The sequence below is a fragment of the Caulobacter sp. genome, from assembly GCF_035254145.1.
GTDB lineage: Bacteria > Pseudomonadota > Alphaproteobacteria > Caulobacterales > Caulobacteraceae > Caulobacter.
Genome location: NZ_DATFAV010000120.1, coordinates 1 through 18,939, shown reverse-complemented (window position 1 = coordinate 18,939; position 18,939 = coordinate 1). Strand labels below are relative to the sequence as shown.

The window sequence follows — 18,939 nt, the reverse complement described above, 5'->3', positions numbered from 1 at the left end:
GCCAACTGTCGGAGCATGGCGGGGCTGCCTTCTATGGGCAGGCATGGCTGCTCACGCACTACATGCTGTCCGATCCGGAGCGGAAGAAGAGGCTCTCCGCCTACCTGGCCGCGGTCGCGCGCGGTGAGGATCCCTTGACCTCCTGGCCCAAGGCCACGGGGATATCGGTCGAGGACCTGGACCGTGTGATGCTGGTCTATCTGCGCAGCGCCATCCCGACCAAGACCCTGGTCCGCGACAAGCAGCCGGACTTTCCAATGACTGTCACCGACCTTCCCGCATCGGCGGGCGATCTGCTGCTGGAGAACCAGCAGGCCAAGCTCGGCCTGGCCAAGGACCTCGGGGAGAAACTTCTGAGGACCGTCCGCGCCGACGCGCCCAGATATCCCGACGACAGACTGGCGACCTTGTCCCTGGCCCGCGTGGAAGCCGGGTATGGTGACATGGCCGTCTCGAACAAGTTGTTGGACGACTGGTTGGTGGGTCACGCCGACGATGCCGAGGCCTTGCGCCTGGCCGGGGAGAACCGCCTGGCCCAAGCGGAGAAAGCGGGAGAGGGCGGTCGGGCGCTGACGGCCGAGGCGGCCCGGTTCTTCGGTCGAGCCAACAAGGCGGGGCCCGACACCTATCAAACGCTGTACGACTTCGCGAAGACGCGGCGCGGCGAGCCGGGCTATCCCAGCGACAACACCTTGAACGTCTTGGAGCTGGCCTCCCAGCTGGCCCCACAGGTCCAGGAAATCCGCTTCAACGCCGGTCAGGCCCTGGCCAGCCGGGGGCGGTTCGACGACGCGATCCGGTTGCTGGAGCCTGTCGCCAACAATCCGCACGGCGGCAAGCTGGCCGAAGCCGCCGCGACCTTGTTGAAGGTCGTTCGCGAGAAGGCTGGCGCCGGCAAAGGGTAGTGCGCACGGTTCGGACGAAAATCGCCATTTCAGAGAACGGTCGCGAACCCTTCATCGAACCAACACGTCACCGTCGCCGACCTGACAAGTCTGGCCGCTAACCGGCGCTGAACTGAACAGTGCAGGTTGACGATGAAGATCATGTCCACGGTCGCCTGGGGCGCTCTCGCCCTGGCCCTTTCCAGCCAAGCCCACGCCCAGCAGGCGACCCCGGTCGCCGACGCGGCGGAGGTCGATACCGTCGTCGTCACGGGCACGCGGCGGGTCGACCGCACGGCCTTCGAGTCGGTCGCGCCGATCGACGTCGTCAGCGCCGAAGCGCTGAGGAACACCGTCTCGGACGAGATCATGGACAAGCTGGCGGCCACCACGCCGTCGTTCAACGTCCAGCGCCTGCCGGCCGCGGACGGCCAGGCCTTCGTGCGCCCGGCGACCTTGCGCGGCCTGTCGCCGGACCAGACGCTCGTGCTGGTCAACGGTAAGCGCCGCCACCGCTCGGCGGTGCTGGGCGGTCGAGGCCAGCAGGGCGTCGACCTGGCCTCGCTGGGGACCAGCGGCATCGAGCGCATCGAAGTGCTGCGCGACGGCGCCTCGGCCCAGTACGGCTCGGACGCCATCGCCGGGGTGATCAACATCATCCTCAGCGACAAGACCGGTTTCGAGGGCTACGGCCAATATGGCCGCTACTACGCCGGCGACGGCGACAAGACCGAAGTCGGCGGGCGCTACGGCCTGGCGATCGGTCAGGGCGGCAGCCTGGTCGGCGCGGTCGACTACACCAAGGCCGAGGCCACCTCGCGCACCCGCCAGCGTCCGGACGCCATCGCCTTCCAGGCCGCCAATCCGAACATTAAGGTCCCCAACCCCGTCCAGCGTTGGGGCCAGCCCGACCGCGAGGTGTGGCGCGGCTCGCTGAACCTGGTCCTGCCGATCAACGACGCGGTCGAGGCCTACGCCTTCGCCACCTATAGCGACATGCACGGCGTCACCGACTTCAACTGGCGCAACCCGTCGACGGACACCTCGTATCGCACGAGCCCCGCCTTCCCCGGCTGGTCGCTGAGCCAGCTCTATCCGGCCGGCTTCTCGCCGAAGTTCGGTCAGGACGAGACCAACGCCTCGATCAACGGCGGCGTGCGCGGCGAGACCATGGGCTGGTCGTGGGACGCCTCGGCGGGCTGGGGGCGCGACAAGGTCGACTACTTCCTGAACAACAGCATCAACGCCTCGTTCGGGCCGCAGTCGCCGACCAGCTTCGACGCCGGTTCGCTGATCCAGAAGGAGGCGACCCTGAACCTGGACGCCTCGCGTCCGCTGGCCTGGTCGTTCCTGGCCAAGCCCGCCAACCTGGCCGTGGGGCTGGAAGCCCGCAAGGAGACCTACGAGATCCAGGCGGGCGACCGCTATTCGTGGGACGTCGGCCCCGGCGCGCCCGCCGGTCTGCCCAGCGGCTCGAACGGCTTCCCTGGCTACGCCCCCAGCCAGGCGGGATCCTGGGACCAGACCAGCTACGCCGGCTACGTCGACCTCGACTTGCCGATCACCGACAAGCTCGACGCCGACATCGCCGTGCGCCATGAGGACTTCTCGGAGTTCGGCCAGACCACCGACGGCAAGATCGCCGCGCGCTACGAGTTTACGCCGAACTTCGCCATCCGTGGCGCGGTCTCGACCGGCTTCCGCGCGCCGACGGCCGGGCAGATCAACAACACCCGCACCTCGCAGGGCCTGAACACGACCACCTTGCTGCTGTTCACCTCGGGCCGTCTCTCGCCAGTCAATCCGATCTCGGTGGCCCTGGGCGCGAAGCCTCTGGAGCCCGAGGAATCGAAGAACCTGTCGCTGGGCGCGGTGTTCCGTCAGGGCGGCTTCACCGCCTCGGTGGACTACTACCGCATCGAGGTCGACAACCGCTTCGCCGTGTCGCCGAACTTCACGGTGACGCCGGCCCTGCGCGCCCAACTGGTCGCGGCCGGCGTGCCTGGCGCCGACAGCCTGACGACGGTCAGCTACTTCACCAATTCGTTCGACACCCGCACCCAGGGCGTCGACGTGGTCGGCTCCTGGCGCGGCCAGTTGCTGGGCGGCCGGGCCGGCGTCACCGCCGCCTGGAACTGGAACGACACCAAGGTCACCCGCTCCAAGCTGACCGAGGTCTCGAAACTGGCCCGCATCAACCTGGAAGATGGCCTGCCGCAGAACGCCGCCAACGTCACTTTCGACTACGCCAAGGCCCGCTTCAGCGGCCTGATCCGCGCGCGATGGTCGGGAGAGTGGACCGACGCCCAGGCCAATGGCGCCGCCGATCTGATCCAGAAGTTCGCGGGCAAGACCCTGGTGGATCTCTCGGTCAGCGCCCAGCTGACCGACGCGATCAAGCTGACGGTCGGGGCCGAGAATCTGTTCGACACCTATCCGGACGAAGCGACCTTCCAGGCCTCGCGCGGCCTGATCTATTCGCGCAACGCCCCCTACGACACCGACGGCGGCCTCTGGTACGCGCGGGTGTCGGCGAAGTTCTGACCCGTGCGCAAAGCGGCGAGGGAAGGTGACAAAATGGGCCGATGGGGCTAGTCCCCGCCCATGAGCACTTCCCCCGCCGCTGAAGCCGCCCGTCGGCGCACCTTCGCCATCATCAGCCACCCCGACGCTGGCAAGACGACCCTGACCGAGAACCTGCTGCTGGCCGGCGGGGCGATCCGGGCGGCCGGGGCGGTGCGGGCGCGCGGCCAGACGCGGCGCACCCAGTCGGACTGGATGAAGATCGAGCGCGAGCGCGGCATTTCGGTCAGCGCCTCGGTGATGACGTTCGACCACGACGGCCTGATGTTCAACCTGCTGGACACCCCGGGCCACGAGGACTTCTCGGAAGACACCTACCGCACCCTGACGGCCGCCGACGCGGCGGTCATGGTGCTGGACGCCGCCAAGGGCATCGAGCCCCAAACCCTGAAGCTGTTCGAGGTCTGCCGCCTGCGCGACATCCCGATCATCACCTTCATCAACAAGATGGACCGCGAGGCCCAGGACCCGTTCGAACTGCTGGACGAGGTGTCGTCCAAGCTGGCCCTGGATCCCGCGCCGCTCTACTGGCCGGCCGGCTCCGGCGGGCGGTTCAAGGGCATGATGGACCTGCGCGGCCAGAAGTTCGTGCCCTACGCCAAGAAGAGTTCCACCGACGAGGAGGGGCATCCCGACCCGGTCGCGATGAACTCCAACGCGGTGGTCCAGTACCTGACGCCCGAAGAGCAGGCCGAGGTCGAGGAGGGCGCCATGCTGGTCCAGGAGGCCAGCAAGCCGTTCGACGTCCAGTCGTTCCTGGAAGGCCACATGACGCCGGTGTTCTTCGGCTCGGCCCTGCGCCATTTCGGCGTGTCGGAGCTGCTGGGTGGCATCGGCGCCTATGCGCCCGCGCCCAAGCCGGCCGCGGCCACCCGCAACGGCGCCGAGACCCACGTCGCTCCGGGCGACAGCGAGGTGTCGGGTTTCGTCTTCAAGGTCCAGGCGAACATGGACCCCAACCACCGCGACCGGATCGCCTTCCTGCGCCTGACCAGCGGCCGCTTCACGCGCGGCATGAAGCTGAAGGCCCAGAACACCGGCAAGGCCATGAGCGTCAACGCGCCGATCATGTTCTTCGCCAGCGATCGCGAACTGGCCGAGGACGCCTTCGCCGGTGACGTGATCGGCATCCCCAACCACGGCGTCCTGCGGGTGGGCGACAGCCTGTCCGAAAGCGGGACGCTGCGCTTCGCGGGCCTGCCCAACTTCGCTCCGGAAATCCTGCGCCGCGTCCGCGTGAAGGACCCGCTGAAGGCCAAGCACCTGAAGAAGGCGCTCGAGGGCTTGGCCGAGGAAGGGGTGACCCAGCTCTTCCGGCCCATGATCGGCAGCGACTTCATCGTCGGCGCCGTGGGTCAGCTGCAGTTCGAGGTCATGGCCGACCGGCTGGCCAACGAATACCAGCTGGAGTGCATCTTCGAAGCCAGCCCCTATGCCGAGGCCCGCTGGCTGGGCGGCGACCGGGCCGACGTCGAGGACTTCGTGAACAAGCACAAGTCGGCGATGGGCCAGGACATCGACGAGCAGCCCGTGTTCCTGGGCAAGTCGTCCTGGGAGATCGGCTACGTCGCCGAACGTTATCCGAAGGTGCGCTTCGAGCGGACCAAGGAGCGGGCGTAGGGGCTTCGCCCAACCTAGATTGTCATCCCGGCCGTAGCGTAGCGGAGAGCCGGGACCGCCACAGGCTCGGAGCTTCTGGCGGTCCCAGATCGGCGCGCTACGCGCTTGTCCGGGATGACAAGATTTATAGCATCGCGAAGTAGTCCAGCTCCGCCAGCTGCACGTGATCCTCGAAGGCCATCGGCGGGCTGTCCATAACCGCCTTGAAGGCCACCTTGAACTTGGCCATCTCCTCGGGCGTGCCGACCGAAACACGGACGGCGTTGGGCCAGATCGGCCAGGTGCGGCCGATCATGACGTTCCTGGCCTTCATCGCCGCGAACACCGCCTTGCCGTCGCGGCCGGTGTCGATCATGAAGCAGTTGGTCTGCGGATCGCCGATCACCTTGTAATTGTTGGCTTTCAGCCAGGCGATGGTCTCGCGGCGGGTGTCGCCGATCAGCTTGCGGCGCTCCGGCACGAGTTTGGCGTCCTCCAGCGAGGCGCGGGCGGCGGCCGAGCCGGTGATCGGCATGGCGTTCTGGCCGAACGGCGTCAGCTTTGCCAGCAGGTCCGGGCGGGCGACGGCGAAGCCGCAGCGGATGCCGGCCATGCCGTAGATCTTGGAGAAGGTGCGCAGGACGATCAGGTCCTTGCCGGCCGCCACCAGGTCCAGCGTGTCCTGGGCGTCGGTCAGGTGGATATAGGCCTCGTCGACCAGCAGGATCGAACCGGCCGGCTTGTTCTCCAGCGCCCAGACGATGTCCTGCTTGGTCGTCAGGGTGCCAGTCGGGTTGTTCGGATTGCAGATGTAGATGACGCCGGCCTGCGGGTCGGCCTTGACCATCGCCTTGACGTCGTGGGCGCAGTCGGCGGTCAGGGGAACCTTGACGATCTTGGCCTGGCTGGTCCTGGCGGCGAACATGCCCGCCTCGTAGGACGGATCGGCGGTGACGAAGCTGCGTGTCGGCGAGGTAAAGGCCAGCACACTGTAGTGCAGGGGCTCGGACGAGCCCGCATAGGCGGCGACGTTCTCGAGCTTGAGGCCGTTCTGGGCGGCGAAGGTCCTGGCCAGGAGGTCGGTCTCGCCGTTCAGGTCGTAGCGGCCGCCCAGCGGCGCCACGCGGGCGATCGCGTCGCAGGCCGCCTTGCTGGGACCCAGCGGGTTTTCGTTGGCGTTGATCAGGGTCATGCCCGGCGGCGGCGCGTTCGGGCTCTGGCCGTGCAGGGCCATGCCGGACGGCGGGGCCGCGGCCTGGGTCGCGCCTTGGGCGGCCGCCTGGGCCAGATGCGCCTCGGTCAGGATCGGCGCGGCCGCGGCGATGAAGGCCGCACCTCGCAGGAAGGATCGGCGTCCCAGCGCCGGTTCGGACGTCTGCGTGCTCATGCCCTGTCTCCCTGTTTTGTCGAGTGGCGACAGGACGGACCTCTTGCGGCTCGCGCGCAAGAGGCGGGGCGATCGAAAACGAACCCTGCTCAAGCCGCAGGCAGCGCGGCGCTTGCCATCGGCGCGCGGGCGCGAAATGAGTGCGACCTCCAAAGGTCCCGGAGACGCCCATGTCCGCTCCCCTCGCCATCGGCCCGCTCTCAATCGGATTGGTGGCCCACGACGACAAGAAGGCCGCCCTGGTCGACTGGGCCGTGGCCCATGCGGACTTCCTGAAGGACAAGGCGCTGTTCGCCACCGGCACCACCGGCGGGCGGATCCTGGAGGCGTTGCCTCAGCTCAATCTGGTACGGCTGAAGAGCGGGCCGCTGGGCGGCGACCAACAGCTGGGCGCGATGATCGCCGAGGGGCGGCTTGACGTGCTGGTCTTCTTCGTCGACCCGCTGTCGCCGCAGCCGCACGACGTGGACGTCAAGGCGTTGATCCGCATGGCGACCCTGGCCAACATTCCGTTCGCCTGCAACGCCGCGACGGCAGACCTGATCGTCGCCTGCCAGCCGAGCTAGCTAGCCCGGGAACTTCATCAGGTTCGGCTTGGGGATCGCGGCCTTGAAGCTGCCGCGCGACTTGCTGGTGTCCAGGCCGAACTCAGCCCAGGCGGCGAGGAAGCCGTTGGCCGCGTCGGTGGGCGAGGCGGGGATCAGCTCGAGCACTGGCCGCGCGGCGACCGCGGCGCGGGCGGCGGCCCAGGCCTCGGGTTCGGCGGCGGCGTAGTCGCCGTCCGCCGCCACGAGTTGGCCGGCGAGATCCGGATCGGAGAAGCGCAGAGTCACCGTGGTGTCGGCCGGAAGCTCCGACAGGCTCTCCAAGGCCTCGGTCAAAGCCGCCAGGCTCATTTTCGCGCCGCTGGTGCGACGCTCGCCTCCGGCCGCGCCCTTGATGGCGGCCGCGCCGGTCTCACCATCCGTCCGCCGTACATACGCCCAGCCGCCATAGCCCGGATCCGGGCGGCAGAGGCTGGCGATCCACAGAGTGACGGCGACCATGACGGGCTCCCATTCAGGCGATGCGAGATCGCCTTCTAACCTGCTTCGGCGATGTCAGGGGAGGGGTGGTCGAACGAAGGGTAAACACCCGGCGAAAACTTATGGTTAACGTCATTTTAAGTTCAATGAACAAAGTTCTAACAAAGCGGTCGAGACGAGCTCTGGCTGGTATTCGCCTAAGCAAGAAGTGTGCCAATTTGCTACTATATCAACCATTATGGTTGAAATTTGAAACAAGGTGTAAAAATTTGGAAAATATCTATGGTTAATGCGTCGTAAACACCTGTTAACCACTTGTTAAAGTCGCTGGCTCCGGTTTTGCTGATTGGGCGTTGAACCTTTGTCGGGTGTCCCGACGTGGGACGTCCCAAGTGGAGTGCGCGGGCCATGTTCGAATTCGGGCGAGATCTGAAGCGGCTGTTCGGCGTCGAGGCCGAGTTCAAGAACGCGTGGCGCGAGGGCCTGACCGGCGGCGACACATCGCTGCTCGAGCTGCTGGACGTACGCCTGCTGACGAACGAGGCGCGGTCGGCGGATGTCGTCGCGGGCCGGATCGGGACCAAGGATCGCGGGGCGCGCCTGCTGGAGGCCGCGGTGATCTGGCGCGAGCTGGCCCGGCGCAGCGGCGACGCCACGGCCCTACGCAAGGGCGCTGCCCAGGCCGAGGCCGCCGTGAAGATTTTCGAGGCAGAGCGCCGCCACGACGGCTTGGCCGCCGCGCGCTGCGAGCAGGCCGTGCTGGCCATGCTCGGCGCCGACCTCTTCGGCGACGAGGGATTGGTGGCGGCCGCGTCCGCCACGCTGGCGCGCACGCCGGCCAATCATCGGACGGCGCTCTGTGGGGCCCTGTCGGCCGGGCTGGAAGGACGAGCGGCGTTGGCCGAGGGAGACCTCGATCGCGCCCTGGCCGCCGTTCAGGCCTTCGACGCGCCGCTGGGCGCCCTGGCCGCCGCCAAGCGGACGAAGGGTGGGGCGGCCCGTCTGCAACTGGCCGACCAGCGCAGCGCGCGCATCGACCTGATCCTGACCTGCGCCGCGCGTCTGAAGGACCGCGCCCTGGCCGAGCTGGCCGCCGCCGAGGCCAAGACCGCTCTCGAAGGCGTGGACGCCGATTTCGAACCACTGGCCTGGTCGCGGTTGGAGACTCTGCGCGGCGCGGCTCTGGCGCAACTTGGCGACCTGGACGGCGAGCTTTCGCGCATCGCCGACGGCGTCCAGGCGATGAGCGCCGCCGTGGAGGTTCTGAGCGTCGACCACAGTCCGATGGACTGGGCCCGCGCCCAGGCCATGCTCGGCGCGGCCTTGCAGGCCATGGGCGAGGCGTCGACCAGCGAACGCGTCTTCGAGCAGGCCGTGTCGGCCTACGACCGCGCCACCCATGTGCTGAAGGTCCAGCCTGCGCTGGCCCTGCGCGCCCAGGTCGCCAACAACCGCGCCCTGTGCCTGGCTCGCTGCGCCGAACTGACCGCCGACCTGGCGGTGCTGGACGCCGCCGAGCTGGCGTTCAAGGCCGAGCTGGCCGAGGTGCGCGGCGGACGGGACCCGGCCAGCTGGGCCGTCGCCCAGATGAACCTGGCCCGGCTCTACGAAGCCCGTGTCGAGATCACCGGCCGCGACGATGGCCGCCTGGCTCGCGCCGGCATCGCCCTGGCCGCGGCCTTCGACATCTTTTCCGAGCTGGGCCTGCGGTCGCTGACCGACTTGGCGGCACAAGGCCTGCAACGTCTGCAGCGGGCCCCGGCCGCCTGACCCGAAACGGGACGAGGCGGGGAAGGGCCCGCCGACAGAACGATAAGTAAGGGATGAACTCGTGATTGCTTCGCTCGCCCTGGCCGCCGCTATCGCCGCCAACACTGTTCCGGCGAAGGCCGAGTCGGACATGCTCATCCCCGCGTCCCAGCCGCGCGTGGCCGTCGCCATGCTGAACTGCCTGGTCAAGAGCGACGGCCGCCTGACGGCCTGCACGGTCCAGGACGAGACGCCGGGCGACCTCGGCGTCGGCCAAGCCGCCCTGTCGATGGCCTCTCAGTTCCAGGTCGACCTGCTGGGCCCAGACGGCAAAAGCCGCGCGGGCTCTTACATCCAGGTGCCGGTGCGTATCCGGATCCGCTGAGGATTTTTCTCTCTTCCCGGCGGTTGAAGGGGGTTTTCAGGTTGCGACCCACCGTCGCGCCTGGCCGCATCCCGGCCGTCGGACGTCAACCCCTAACGCCCTGTTAACCATATTTCCCCCAAGCTGGAGCCTCGATTCCAGCGGCCTTTGCGGCCGATTCCCACGAGGCTTTGCATGACGGGCGCCGAGGTTCTTGATGTCGGCCGGGACGCGATCTGGCTGACGCTCAAACTGTGCGCGCCGGTGCTGATCGTGGGCCTGGTGGTCGGTGTCGCGATCGGCCTCTTCCAGGCGCTCACACAGATCCAGGAACAGACCCTGGTCTATGCGCCCAAGATCGTCGCCATCTTCGTGTCGCTGCTGATCTTCCTGCCGATGATGGGCGCGCTGATGAGCGCCTTCATGCGCCAGATCGCCGCTCGCATCGCTGGCATGTAGAAGAGGCGAGGGCCCGTGAACTCCTTCGCCACGGCGTTCCAGGTCTATGTCGCCGCCCTCGTGTTCTCGCGCGTGGGCGCCATGGTCATGACCATGCCGGGCATCGGCGACCAGTCGGTGCCGCCGCGCATCCGCCTGTCGTTCGCCCTGTTGATGGCCATGTTGGTGGGACCGCTGGTCGCCAACACCGTGCCGCCGATCCCGGCCACCCTGGGGGGGCTGGTCGGGGCCGTGATCCACGAGATTCTGATCGGCCTGATGGTCGGCTCGGTGCTGCGGCTGTTCTTGATCTCGCTGACCACGGCCGGCGAGATCATCTCGATGCAGACGACCCTGTCGTTCGCCCAGACCACCAACCCCGCGATGCAGGGATCGAGCACGGCGGTGGCCACCTTTCTGTCGATGATGGGCCTGACTCTGGTGATGGCCACGGGCCTGCATCACCTGTTCATCGGCGCGATCGTCAAGTCCTACACGCTGTTTCCGTTCACCCGCGCGGTGCCCGTCAACGACGCCGTCGCCCTGGCGGTACGCACCGTGGCGCAGTCGTTCTCGCTGGGCGTCCAGCTAGCCGCGCCGGTGATCGTGTTTTCCCTGGTCTTCAACCTGGCCACGGGGCTGGTGGGGCGGGTCATGCCCGCCTTTCAGATCTTCTTCGTGACCTCGCCGCTCAGCGTGATTCTAGGCCTGTCCCTGCTGGCCCTGTCGCTAGGCGGCATCGCCATGGTCTGGACCGACCGTTACCGCGAACTCCTCGAGATCTTCAGCTAGGAGGCGCGCGTGGCGGACGATACGGATCCCGAGTCGAAAACAGAAGAACCGTCAGCCAAACGGTTATCGGACGCGCGCGCCAAGGGCGACGTCGTCAAGAGCCCCGACATCCCGCAACTGGCCTCGTTGGCCGGGGCGGTGTCGGTGCTGCTGCTGGCCGGCGGCTGGCTGACGCGTGACCTGGCTTCGGCGCTTTATCCATTCATCGCCCACGCCGGCACGATCGACCTGTCGAGTGGCGGGGCCATGGTGGTGATGAGGCAGGCGACCCTGGCCGCCCTGCCGCCGCTGGTCCTGGTGATGATCGTCGCCGGCTTCGCGGGCGCGGCCGCCCACATCGCCCAGTCCGGCTTCCTGCTGACGCCGGACAAGCTGAAGCCAGACTTCAACAAGCTGGACCTGATCAAGGGCCTGGGCCGCATCTTCGGCATCGACGGCTTCATGCAGTTCGCCAAGTCGGCGGTGAAGTTCCTGGTCACCGGCCTGATCGCCTGGATGGTGATGAAGCCGCACGTCGGCGAGGTCCGGAACCTGGTGGGCATGGACCCCGCGGCGATGCTGCCGGAGGCGATGAAGCTGTCGAAGTCGCTGCTGCTGGCGGTGATCCTCTTCCTGGCCGCCACCGCGGCTGTCGACTGGTTCTGGCAGCGCCAACGGTTCATGAACCGCATGCGGATGACCCTCCAGGAGGTCAAGGACGAGTTCAAGCAGTCGGACGGCGACCCGCATATCAAGGGCAAGCGCCGCCAAATCCAGATGCAGCGCTCGCGCCAGCGGATGATGCAGGCCGTGCCCAAGGCGACCGTGGTGGTGATGAACCCGACCCACTACGCCGTGGCGCTGAAGTACGAGGCCGGCGAGACGCCCGCCCCGCTGTGCGTGGCCAAGGGCGTGGACGAACTGGCCCTGAAGATCCGCGCCGTCGCCGAGGAGCATGGCGTGCCCGTGCTGGAGGATCCGCCCCTGGCCCGGGCCCTCTACGCCAGCGTCGAGGTCGACGAGGAAATCCCCGTCGAGCACTTCGAGGCCGTTGCCAAGGTCATCAGCTTCATCCTCAACGGGAAGAAGCCCCAGTCCCGCACCCAGTCCCGCGCCCGCCCGCTCTAGTCATATTTCCGCAAAAATGACCTAGCGGCCGGGAAAGGCTATTGTTTCAACGACTACGGGTGAGTCGCAGCCTCGCCGTAAACAAGGTTCCTATGCCGCCCATGGCCGATCTTCACCTCCAGGACAGAGCTTCGACCGGCGCGCCCCGCCGGCGCTTCGATCCGTGGCTGGCGGGGGCGGCGGTGTTCTTCGTGGCCGCGGCCGGATTCTCGGCCGCGCCGGCGCTGAAGGCGGGGCCGGCGACCTTGGCGGGCCTTCTGCTCTTGCTGGGCGTGGCGGGGGTGGCCGTGCTGGGGCTGGTGGCCATACGCGGCTCGGCCTCGGGGGGATCCGACGCCGACCAGGCCGAGGGCTTCATCGACGCCCTGAGCGAGCCGGCAGGACTTGCCGCGCCTGACGGCCGCGTTCTGGCCGCCAACGCCGCCTGGCGCGCCCTGATGGGCGATCGCCGTCGCCTGCCCAAGGGCGTGGCCGGCTCCAGCCTGTTCGCGGCCCTGGTCCAGGCCCGCAATGGCGAGATGGGCGAGGGCGTGCTGCACGCCGGCGGCGTCGATCACACCGCGAGAGTTTCCCGGCTGGTCGGCGGACGCCTGCTGATCCGCCTGACGCCGGTCGTCGGGCCCGAACCGGTGGTCGCGCCGGCGGCGCCCACGCCGATGGCCGAGCGCGCCGCGCCGCCGCCTAGCACGCTGGACGCTTTCGCCGGCGCCTCGCCCTTCGGCGCGGCGCTGCTGGAAGGGCTTGAGCCCTTCAAGTCGCGCGTGCTTGAAGCCAATCCGGCCCTGACCGCCATGACCGGCGCCAAGGCCGGGATGATGTTCGGCGAGCTGATCGACGCGGCGTCGCGCGCCGAGGCCGAGACCCGCCTCGCCGAGGGGCGCGCCGGACCATACGAAGTGCGCCTGGCGCGCGACCCGACCCGCATCGCCCACCTCTATCTGTATCGCGCAGAAGGCCGCCTGGTGGCCTACATGATCGACGTGTCCGAGCAGAAGCAGATGGAGCTGCAACTGGCTCAGGCGCAGAAGATGCAGGCCATTGGCCAACTGGCCGGCGGCGTGGCGCACGACTTCAACAACCTGCTGACCGCCATCCAACTGCGCCTGGACGAGCTGCTGCATCGCCACCCGGTCGGCGATCCGTCGTACGAGGGCCTGAACGAGATCCGCCAGACGGGCGTGCGCGCCGCCGACCTGGTCCGCAAATTGCTGGCCTTCTCGCGCAAGCAGACCGTCCAGCGCGAGGTGCTGGATCTGGGCGAGCTGATCTCCGAGTTCGAGGTGCTGCTGCGCCGCCTGCTGCGCGAAGATGTCAAGCTGATCACCGACTACGGCCGCGACCTGCCGCAGGTGCGGGCCGACAAGAGCCAGCTTGAGACCGCCGTCATGAACCTGGCCGTCAACGCCCGTGACGCGGTGCGGGCGGCCAAGGGCGGCGGCGTCGTGCGCATCCGCACCGCGCGCTTGACCCGCGACGAGGCCATCGGCCTGGGCTTCCCGGCCGCCGACGGCGATTGCGCCTTCATCGAGGTCAGCGACGATGGTCCCGGCATCCCGCCCGATGTGATGGGCAAGATCTTCGATCCGTTCTTCACCACCAAGCCGGTGGGCGAGGGCACGGGCCTGGGCCTGGCCACCGTCTATGGCATCGTCAAGCAAAGCGATGGCTGGATCCACGTTCACAGCCGTCCGGGCGAAGGCGCGGCGTTCCGCATCTTCCTGCCGATCTACGACGCCCCCGCGGGCGTGGTGGCTGCCCAGGCCACGGCCGAGCCGGTCAAGCCGCGCGCCGCCCGCGACCTTTCGGGCGCCGGCCGCATCCTGTTCGTCGAGGACGAAGACGCCGTTCGCAGCGTCGCCGCCCGCCTGCTTCGGGCCCGTGGCTACGAGGTGCTGGAGGCTGCCGACGGCGAGGAGGCGTTGCTGATCGCCGAGGAGCACGCCGGCACCATCGACCTCCTGATCTCCGACGTGATCATGCCCGGCATCGACGGTCCAACCCTGCTGAAGAAGGCGCGCGGCTATCTCGGGACCGCGCCGGTGATGTTCATCTCCGGCTATGCCGAGGCCGAGTTCAGCGACCTGCTGGAAGGCGAGACGGGCGTGACCTTCCTGCCCAAGCCGATCGACATCAAGACGTTGGCCGAGCGGGTCAAGCAGCAGCTGCAGGCGGCCTGACCCTTCCAGCGACGCGTGTTTCAAACCCGCGCCGGCAGGAACCTCGGATTGCGCAGCAGCGCCGCGCTGACCAGGGCGACCAGCGCGCCGACCGGGAAGATCTCGGCGAAGGTCATCGGCATCCGGTACAGCGGGTTGGCGTAGTTGCGCTCCATCTCGGCCATCTCGGCGACCAGCTTGGCGTAGGCGGCGCCGGACAGGCCTTCGGCCTTCTTCGCGGCTAGGACGCCGGCGGTATAGTCGTCCATGAAGCGATAGTGGGTAATGGCCAGATAGCCCTCCCAGATCGCCACGTAGGCGATCCCGGCCACGACGGCGACGCCCAGGCCCAGCAGGAGGGCGGGCCAGAACTTGATCACGCCGCCCAGCGCCTTGTCGCGGTGCGACTTCACGGCCAGCAGGATGGCCGTGAGCCCTACTAGCATGATCAAGTAGCCCAGCCAGAGGCTGTGCCGCGCCGAAAGGACGATGGTGCTGATCATGCCCAGGATGATGATCGCGCCCGAGATCAGGCCGTAGGTCAGGATGGTGCGTGTCATGGATGCTCTCCTCGTGCCGACCCCTGCGGCGCGTCCCGAACCTGCCCGCTTCCCAAGGACGAACGGTATCGCCCGAACGGGTGAATTCGACGGTTTCGCCCGATCGTCCGACCGTCAAGGGATCAGCGCCAGCTCCCGCGCCTTGCCGACGGCCTGGGTGCGGCGTCCCACTTCCAGCTTGCCGTACAGATTGGCGACATGCGTCTTCACGGTGTTGGGCGACAGACCAAGGTCGCGGGCGATCTCCTTGTTGGACCGGCCGGCGGCTAGGCGTTCCAGCACCTTCACCTCCTGGCCCGTCAGGCCCAGGGCCGCGAGGGCGGCTTCGTTGCGGGCGAAGGTTTCCGGTCGCGCGTGAGCCGCCAGTCGCCAGCCGACCCACGCGCCGCCGACGGCGAAGGTCGCGCCGACCAGGCCGACATAGACCTGCCAAGGAAAGGCGCGGACCAGGAACCGGTACTCGAGCCACTGCAGGGCGAAGGCGCCCAAGGCCAGGACCAGCGCCCAGAGAAGGATGGTGCGGATCATGGGACCGAAGGTGCGCGAACCCTGGCGGGCGTCAAGCGGGACGCGTTTCAGCCCAGCCGGGCCTTGGCCTCGGGCGGGGCGATCTGGTCGAACAGGATCTTCAGGTGCTGGTCCTTGGCATGGTCGTTGTGCAGCTCCCACGACAGGGAGATCGGCAGCCGCAGGCGGCCACCGTCGGGCAGGCGCGCGACCAGCACGCGCCAGGAAAAGCCCTCGCCGGCGTCGCCTAACGGATCCTTGAATTCCAGCGGCGCCGGATCGCGAAGGCGGAAGCGACGTTCGGCGTTGGCCTCGAACCAGGCGCGGTCGTCCTCGGCGGCCGGGTCGGGAGCCTTACTGATGATCGTCTTCTTGAGCATCGGGCGGGTTTAGACCGAAAACCGGGACTTGCCAAAATTCCCGTCGGCGGCCCGACCAGGTTCAGGTGTTGAGGCCGAAGGCGTTCAGCAAGCGATCCGCGGCGGCGGAGGCCGGAACCTCGCCGGCGCGCACGGCTGCTTCGAGGGAGGGGACCAGCGCCGCCACGGCCGGCGCGGTCCTGAAGGCCTCCTGCAGACGGTCCTGGACCATGGCCCACATCCAGCGCGCGTCCTGGTCGGCGCGGCGGGCGGCGCGTTCGCCGTTGGCGGTCATGATCTCGCGGTGACGCTGGATCTGGGTCCAGAGGACGTCCAGCCCCATTCCGGTCAGGCCGGACGCTGTCAGCACCGGCGGCGTCCAGTCGGGACTGGCCGGCGTCAGGATATGCAGGGCGTTGCGATAGTCGCGCGCCGAACGCTCGGCCTTGGCCGGATCGGCGTCGGCCTTGTTGATGACCAGGAGGTCGGCCAGTTCGATCAGGCCCTTCTTGATGCCCTGCAGCTCGTCGCCACCGCCGGGGATCAGCACGGCCAGGAAGATGTCGACCATGTCGGCGACGACGGTCTCGGACTGGCCCACGCCTACGGTCTCGACAATGACCACGTCGAAGCCGGCCGCTTCGCACAGCAGCATGGCCTCGCGGGTCTTGCGCGCTACCCCGCCCAAGGCTCCGCCTGACGGAGAGGGGCGGATATAGGCGTTGGGCTGGACGCTGAGCCGCTCCATCCGGGTCTTGTCGCCCAGGATCGAACCGCCGTGGCGGCCCGAGGAGGGATCCACCGCCAGCACCGCGACCTTGTAGCCGGCCTCGATCAGGTCGCAGCCGAACCGCTCGATGGTCGTCGACTTGCCGGCGCCGGGAACGCCGGTGATCCCGATCCGTTGAGCGCGTCCGGTCAGGGGCATCAGGCGCGACAACAAGGTCCGCGCGGCCAGCTGATGGTCCGGCCGCCGGCTCTCGACCAGGGTGATGGCGCGCGCAAGGGCGGCGCGGTCGCCGGCGACCAACCGCTGTTCGAGGACGTCGATGTCAGGACCGGAACTCACGAGACCTCGCTTAAAGGACGGACGCCTTTCGGGAAATCAAAACGGTCAAGAGCGGCGCGCGAAAGTCGATGGGCTTGAAGCGAACGCGGGGCCCCACGATCTGAGGGCGACGCAACGGCGGACGCCACGGGACGTTCTGCAATCATGACCGACGACCTCTCGATGGCTTCCGCCTATGCCGATCCGCAAGCTGGTCCCTTGGACGACCAGCGGTTCAAAGCCCATCGCGCCTGGCGGGCGGCCGAAACGATTAAGCGCCTGTCCGACCGGCTCATCGGAGTCGGTCCCCTCGGGATCGGCCTCGACGGCGTGCTGGCTTGGGTCCCGGGCGTCGGTCTCGCCTACGGCCTGGGCGCTGGCGGCCTGCTGCTGTTCCACGCGGTCCAGGCCAAGGCCACGCCTTCGACCCTGGGCCGCATGACCGCCTATCTGGCCGCCGACAACCTCTCCGACACCGTGCCCGTGCTGGGCTGGGCCGTCGACACCCTGTTCCCCGGCCACCTGATGGCGGCCAAGGCTCTGCAGAAGGACATCGAGGCCCGCCACGGCCTGCCCGAAGAGGTGGCCCTCGAACGCGGCCAGAAGAAGCGTGGCCTGTTCCGGCGCAAGCCGGCCTAAGCCGCTTCCTGCGTGTAGCCCAGCTGGCGGTTCAGCTTGTCCAGCAGCTCGATGGCCGCCTCGGCGATCACGGTGCCCGGCGGGAAGATCGCCGCGGCGCCGGCGTCGCGCAGGGCCTGGAAGTCCTGGGGCGGGATGACGCCGCCCACCACCATCAGGATGTCGTCGCGGCCCTGCTTGGCCAGTTCCGCCTTCAACTCCGGCGCCAGGGTCAGGTGGCCGGCCGCCAGTGAGCTCGCGCCCACCACGTGGACGTCATTCTCGACCGCCTGGCGGGCGGCCTCGGCCGGGGTCTGGAACAGCGGGCCGATGTCGACGTCGAAGCCGAGGTCGGCGAAGGCCGTGGCGATCACCTTCTGGCCGCGGTCGTGGCCATCCTGGCCCATCTTGGCGATCAGGATGCGCGGGCGGCGACCGTCGGCGTGTTCGAACGCCTCGACCATGGCCTTGGCGCGGGCGGTGGTCGGATCGTCGCCGGCCTCCTTCATGTAGACCCCCTGGATCGACTTGATCTCGGCGCGGTGGCGGCCGAACACCTTCTCCAGCGCGTAGCTGATCTCGCCGACCGTGGCCTTGGCGCGAGCGGCGTCGACGGCCAAGGCCAAGAGGTTGCCGGTTCCGCGCGCGCCGTCCTCCAGCGCCTTCAGCGCCGCTTCGGTCGCAGCCGGATCGCGCTCGGCCTTCAGGCGGGCCAGTTTTTCCAGCTGGGCGGCGCGCACGGCGCTGTTGTCGACCTTCAGCACCGGAATATCGTCGGCGACCTCGGGCTTGTAGCGGTTGACGCCGACGACGCTCTGCTTGCCGCTGTCGATGCGGGCCTGGGTGCGGGCCGCGGCCTCTTCGATGCGCAGCTTGGGCAGACCCTGCTCGATGGCCTTGGCCATGCCGCCCAGCGCCTCGACCTCCTCGATGTGTTCAAGAGCCTTCTGGGCCAGTTCGTAGGTCAGGCGCTCGACGTAGTAGCTGCCGCCCCAGGGGTCGGCGACGCGGGTCGTGCCGCTCTCCATCTGCAGGAACAGCTGGGTGTTGCGGCTGATCCGGGCCGAGAAGTCGGTCGGCAGGGCCAGGGCCTCGTCCAGGCTGTTGGTGTGCAGGCTCTGGGTCTGGCCGTTCACGGCCGCCATGGCCTCGACGCAGGTGCGGGCGACGTTGTTGAACACGTCCTGCGCCGCCAGCGACCAGCCCGAGGTCTGGCTGTGGGTGCGAAGGGACAGCGAGCGGTCGTCCTTGGGCTCGAACTCACGCTTCATCAGGCGGGCCCAGAGCAGGCGCGCGGCCCGCATCTTCGCCACTTCCATGAAGTAGTTCATGCCAATCGCCCAGAAGAACGACAGGCGAGGGGCGAAGGCGTCGATGCTCATGCCCGCCGCCACGCCGGCGCGGGCGTATTCGACGCCGTCGGCCAGGGTGTAGGCCAGCTCCAGGTCGGCCGTCGCGCCGGCTTCCTGCATGTGGTAGCCGCTGATCGAGATCGAGTTGAACTTGGGCATGTTCGCCGACGTGAAGGCGAAGATGTCCGAGATGATCCGCATCGAGGGCGCGGGCGGATAGATGTAGGTGTTCCGCACCATGAACTCTTTGAGGATGTCGTTCTGGATCGTCCCCGAGAGCTTGTCGGGGCTGACGCCCTGCTCCTCGGCCGCGACGATGTAGAGCGCCAGGATCGGCAGCACCGCGCCGTTCATGGTCATCGACACGCTCATCTTGTCGAGCGGGATGCCCGAGAACAGCGTGCGCATGTC

Annotated in this window: 17 protein-coding genes and 1 pseudogene; 11 read left to right on the top strand and 7 right to left on the bottom strand. The window is 68.2% G+C overall.

Annotated features, from left to right (window positions below; translation table 11 throughout):
• From VJ655_RS06915 to VJ655_RS06905, 3 genes and pseudogenes are all read left to right on the top strand, one after another.
• Positions 1-905, top strand: a pseudogene (locus VJ655_RS06915) (hypothetical protein); the annotation flags it as partial.
• Between the two features lie 141 nt (positions 906-1,046).
• Entirely contained in the window at positions 1,047-3,428 is a 2,382-nt protein-coding gene (locus VJ655_RS06910) for a TonB-dependent receptor (RefSeq protein ID WP_324110328.1), read from the top strand.
• Positions 3,429-3,488: 60 nt separating this feature from the next.
• A complete protein-coding gene (locus VJ655_RS06905; RefSeq protein ID WP_324110327.1) occupies positions 3,489-5,087 on the top strand; it encodes a peptide chain release factor 3 in 1,599 nt (532 codons plus the stop codon).
• Between the two features lie 124 nt (positions 5,088-5,211).
• Here the strand turns inward: VJ655_RS06905 and VJ655_RS06900 are convergent, their stop codons facing one another.
• Entirely contained in the window at positions 5,212-6,453 is a 1,242-nt protein-coding gene (locus VJ655_RS06900; RefSeq protein WP_324110326.1) for a pyridoxal phosphate-dependent aminotransferase, read from the bottom strand.
• A 170-nt stretch (positions 6,454-6,623) separates the two neighbouring features.
• Between VJ655_RS06900 and VJ655_RS06895 the strand changes: the two genes are divergently transcribed.
• A complete protein-coding gene (locus tag VJ655_RS06895; protein WP_324110325.1) occupies positions 6,624-7,019 on the top strand; it encodes a methylglyoxal synthase in 396 nt (131 codons plus the stop codon).
• On the opposite strand, the gene VJ655_RS06890 is transcribed toward VJ655_RS06895, so the two are convergent.
• A complete protein-coding gene (locus VJ655_RS06890) occupies positions 7,020-7,499 on the bottom strand; it encodes a ribonuclease H (protein WP_324110324.1) in 480 nt (159 codons plus the stop codon).
• A gap of 387 nt (positions 7,500-7,886) precedes the next feature.
• On the opposite strand from VJ655_RS06890, the gene VJ655_RS06885 reads away from it, so the two are divergent.
• From VJ655_RS06885 to cckA, 6 genes are all read left to right on the top strand, one after another.
• A complete protein-coding gene (locus VJ655_RS06885; protein ID WP_324110323.1) occupies positions 7,887-9,248 on the top strand; it encodes a hypothetical protein in 1,362 nt (453 codons plus the stop codon).
• Between the two features lie 61 nt (positions 9,249-9,309).
• Positions 9,310-9,612 carry a hypothetical protein gene (locus VJ655_RS06880; protein WP_324110322.1) on the top strand — a complete coding sequence of 101 codons (303 nt, stop codon included), beginning with the start codon at positions 9,310-9,312 and terminating at the stop codon, positions 9,610-9,612.
• Positions 9,613-9,786: 174 nt separating this feature from the next.
• A complete protein-coding gene (gene fliQ / locus VJ655_RS06875) occupies positions 9,787-10,050 on the top strand; it encodes a flagellar biosynthesis protein FliQ (protein WP_099445566.1) in 264 nt (87 codons plus the stop codon).
• 15 nt (positions 10,051-10,065) lie between these two features.
• Positions 10,066-10,821, top strand: a complete 756-nt coding sequence (gene fliR, locus VJ655_RS06870) for a flagellar biosynthetic protein FliR (protein WP_324110321.1) — start codon at positions 10,066-10,068, stop codon at positions 10,819-10,821.
• A 9-nt stretch (positions 10,822-10,830) separates the two neighbouring features.
• Entirely contained in the window at positions 10,831-11,928 is a 1,098-nt protein-coding gene (flhB, locus tag VJ655_RS06865; protein ID WP_324110320.1) for a flagellar biosynthesis protein FlhB, read from the top strand.
• Between the two features lie 101 nt (positions 11,929-12,029).
• Positions 12,030-14,105: a cell cycle histidine kinase CckA gene (cckA, locus tag VJ655_RS06860; protein WP_324110319.1), complete on the top strand. Its 2,076-nt coding sequence runs from the start codon at positions 12,030-12,032 to the stop codon at positions 14,103-14,105.
• A 20-nt stretch (positions 14,106-14,125) separates the two neighbouring features.
• Here cckA and VJ655_RS06855 read toward each other — a convergent pair whose 3' ends face one another.
• The 4 genes from VJ655_RS06855 to meaB form a co-directional block, all read right to left on the bottom strand.
• Positions 14,126-14,644 (bottom strand): DUF4199 domain-containing protein, encoded by a 519-nt coding sequence (locus VJ655_RS06855; protein ID WP_324110318.1) that lies wholly within the window; start codon positions 14,642-14,644, stop codon positions 14,126-14,128.
• A gap of 114 nt (positions 14,645-14,758) precedes the next feature.
• Positions 14,759-15,172, bottom strand: coding sequence for a response regulator transcription factor (locus VJ655_RS06850; protein WP_324110317.1), 414 nt, complete (start codon positions 15,170-15,172; stop codon positions 14,759-14,761).
• Between the two features lie 47 nt (positions 15,173-15,219).
• Entirely contained in the window at positions 15,220-15,531 is a 312-nt protein-coding gene (locus VJ655_RS06845; protein ID WP_324110316.1) for a hypothetical protein, read from the bottom strand.
• Positions 15,532-15,592: 61 nt separating this feature from the next.
• Positions 15,593-16,579: a methylmalonyl Co-A mutase-associated GTPase MeaB gene (gene meaB, locus VJ655_RS06840; protein WP_324110315.1), complete on the bottom strand. Its 987-nt coding sequence runs from the start codon at positions 16,577-16,579 to the stop codon at positions 15,593-15,595.
• Between the two features lie 144 nt (positions 16,580-16,723).
• On the opposite strand from meaB, the gene VJ655_RS06835 reads away from it, so the two are divergent.
• On the top strand, positions 16,724-17,197 hold the full coding sequence (locus VJ655_RS06835) for a DUF4112 domain-containing protein (protein ID WP_324110314.1): 474 nt from the start codon (positions 16,724-16,726) through the stop codon (positions 17,195-17,197).
• On the opposite strand, the gene scpA is transcribed toward VJ655_RS06835, so the two are convergent.
• On the bottom strand, positions 17,194-18,939 hold a 1,746-nt coding region (gene scpA, locus VJ655_RS06830), incomplete at its 5' end, for a methylmalonyl-CoA mutase (RefSeq protein ID WP_324110313.1). The genes VJ655_RS06835 and scpA overlap by 4 nt on opposite strands.

Excerpts from the sequence above, each read along its gene's own strand:
- VJ655_RS06910 (WP_324110328.1), top strand. The coding sequence starts at position 1,047 with ATGTCCACGGTCGCCTGGGGCGCTCTCGCCCTGGCCCTTTCCAGCCAA.
- VJ655_RS06905 (WP_324110327.1), top strand. The coding sequence starts at position 3,489 with ATGAGCACTTCCCCCGCCGCTGAAGCCGCCCGTCGGCGCACCTTCGCC.
- VJ655_RS06900 (WP_324110326.1), bottom strand. The coding sequence starts at position 6,453 with ATGAGCACGCAGACGTCCGAACCGGCGCTGGGACGCCGATCCTTCCTG.
- VJ655_RS06895 (WP_324110325.1), top strand. The coding sequence starts at position 6,624 with ATGTCCGCTCCCCTCGCCATCGGCCCGCTCTCAATCGGATTGGTGGCC.
- VJ655_RS06890 (WP_324110324.1), bottom strand. The coding sequence starts at position 7,499 with ATGGTCGCCGTCACTCTGTGGATCGCCAGCCTCTGCCGCCCGGATCCG.
- VJ655_RS06885 (WP_324110323.1), top strand. The coding sequence starts at position 7,887 with ATGTTCGAATTCGGGCGAGATCTGAAGCGGCTGTTCGGCGTCGAGGCC.
- fliQ (WP_099445566.1), top strand. The coding sequence starts at position 9,787 with ATGACGGGCGCCGAGGTTCTTGATGTCGGCCGGGACGCGATCTGGCTG.
- cckA (WP_324110319.1), top strand. The coding sequence starts at position 12,030 with ATGGCCGATCTTCACCTCCAGGACAGAGCTTCGACCGGCGCGCCCCGC.
- VJ655_RS06855 (WP_324110318.1), bottom strand. The coding sequence starts at position 14,644 with ATGACACGCACCATCCTGACCTACGGCCTGATCTCGGGCGCGATCATC.
- VJ655_RS06850 (WP_324110317.1), bottom strand. The coding sequence starts at position 15,172 with ATGATCCGCACCATCCTTCTCTGGGCGCTGGTCCTGGCCTTGGGCGCC.
- VJ655_RS06845 (WP_324110316.1), bottom strand. The coding sequence starts at position 15,531 with ATGCTCAAGAAGACGATCATCAGTAAGGCTCCCGACCCGGCCGCCGAG.
- VJ655_RS06835 (WP_324110314.1), top strand. The coding sequence starts at position 16,724 with ATGACCGACGACCTCTCGATGGCTTCCGCCTATGCCGATCCGCAAGCT.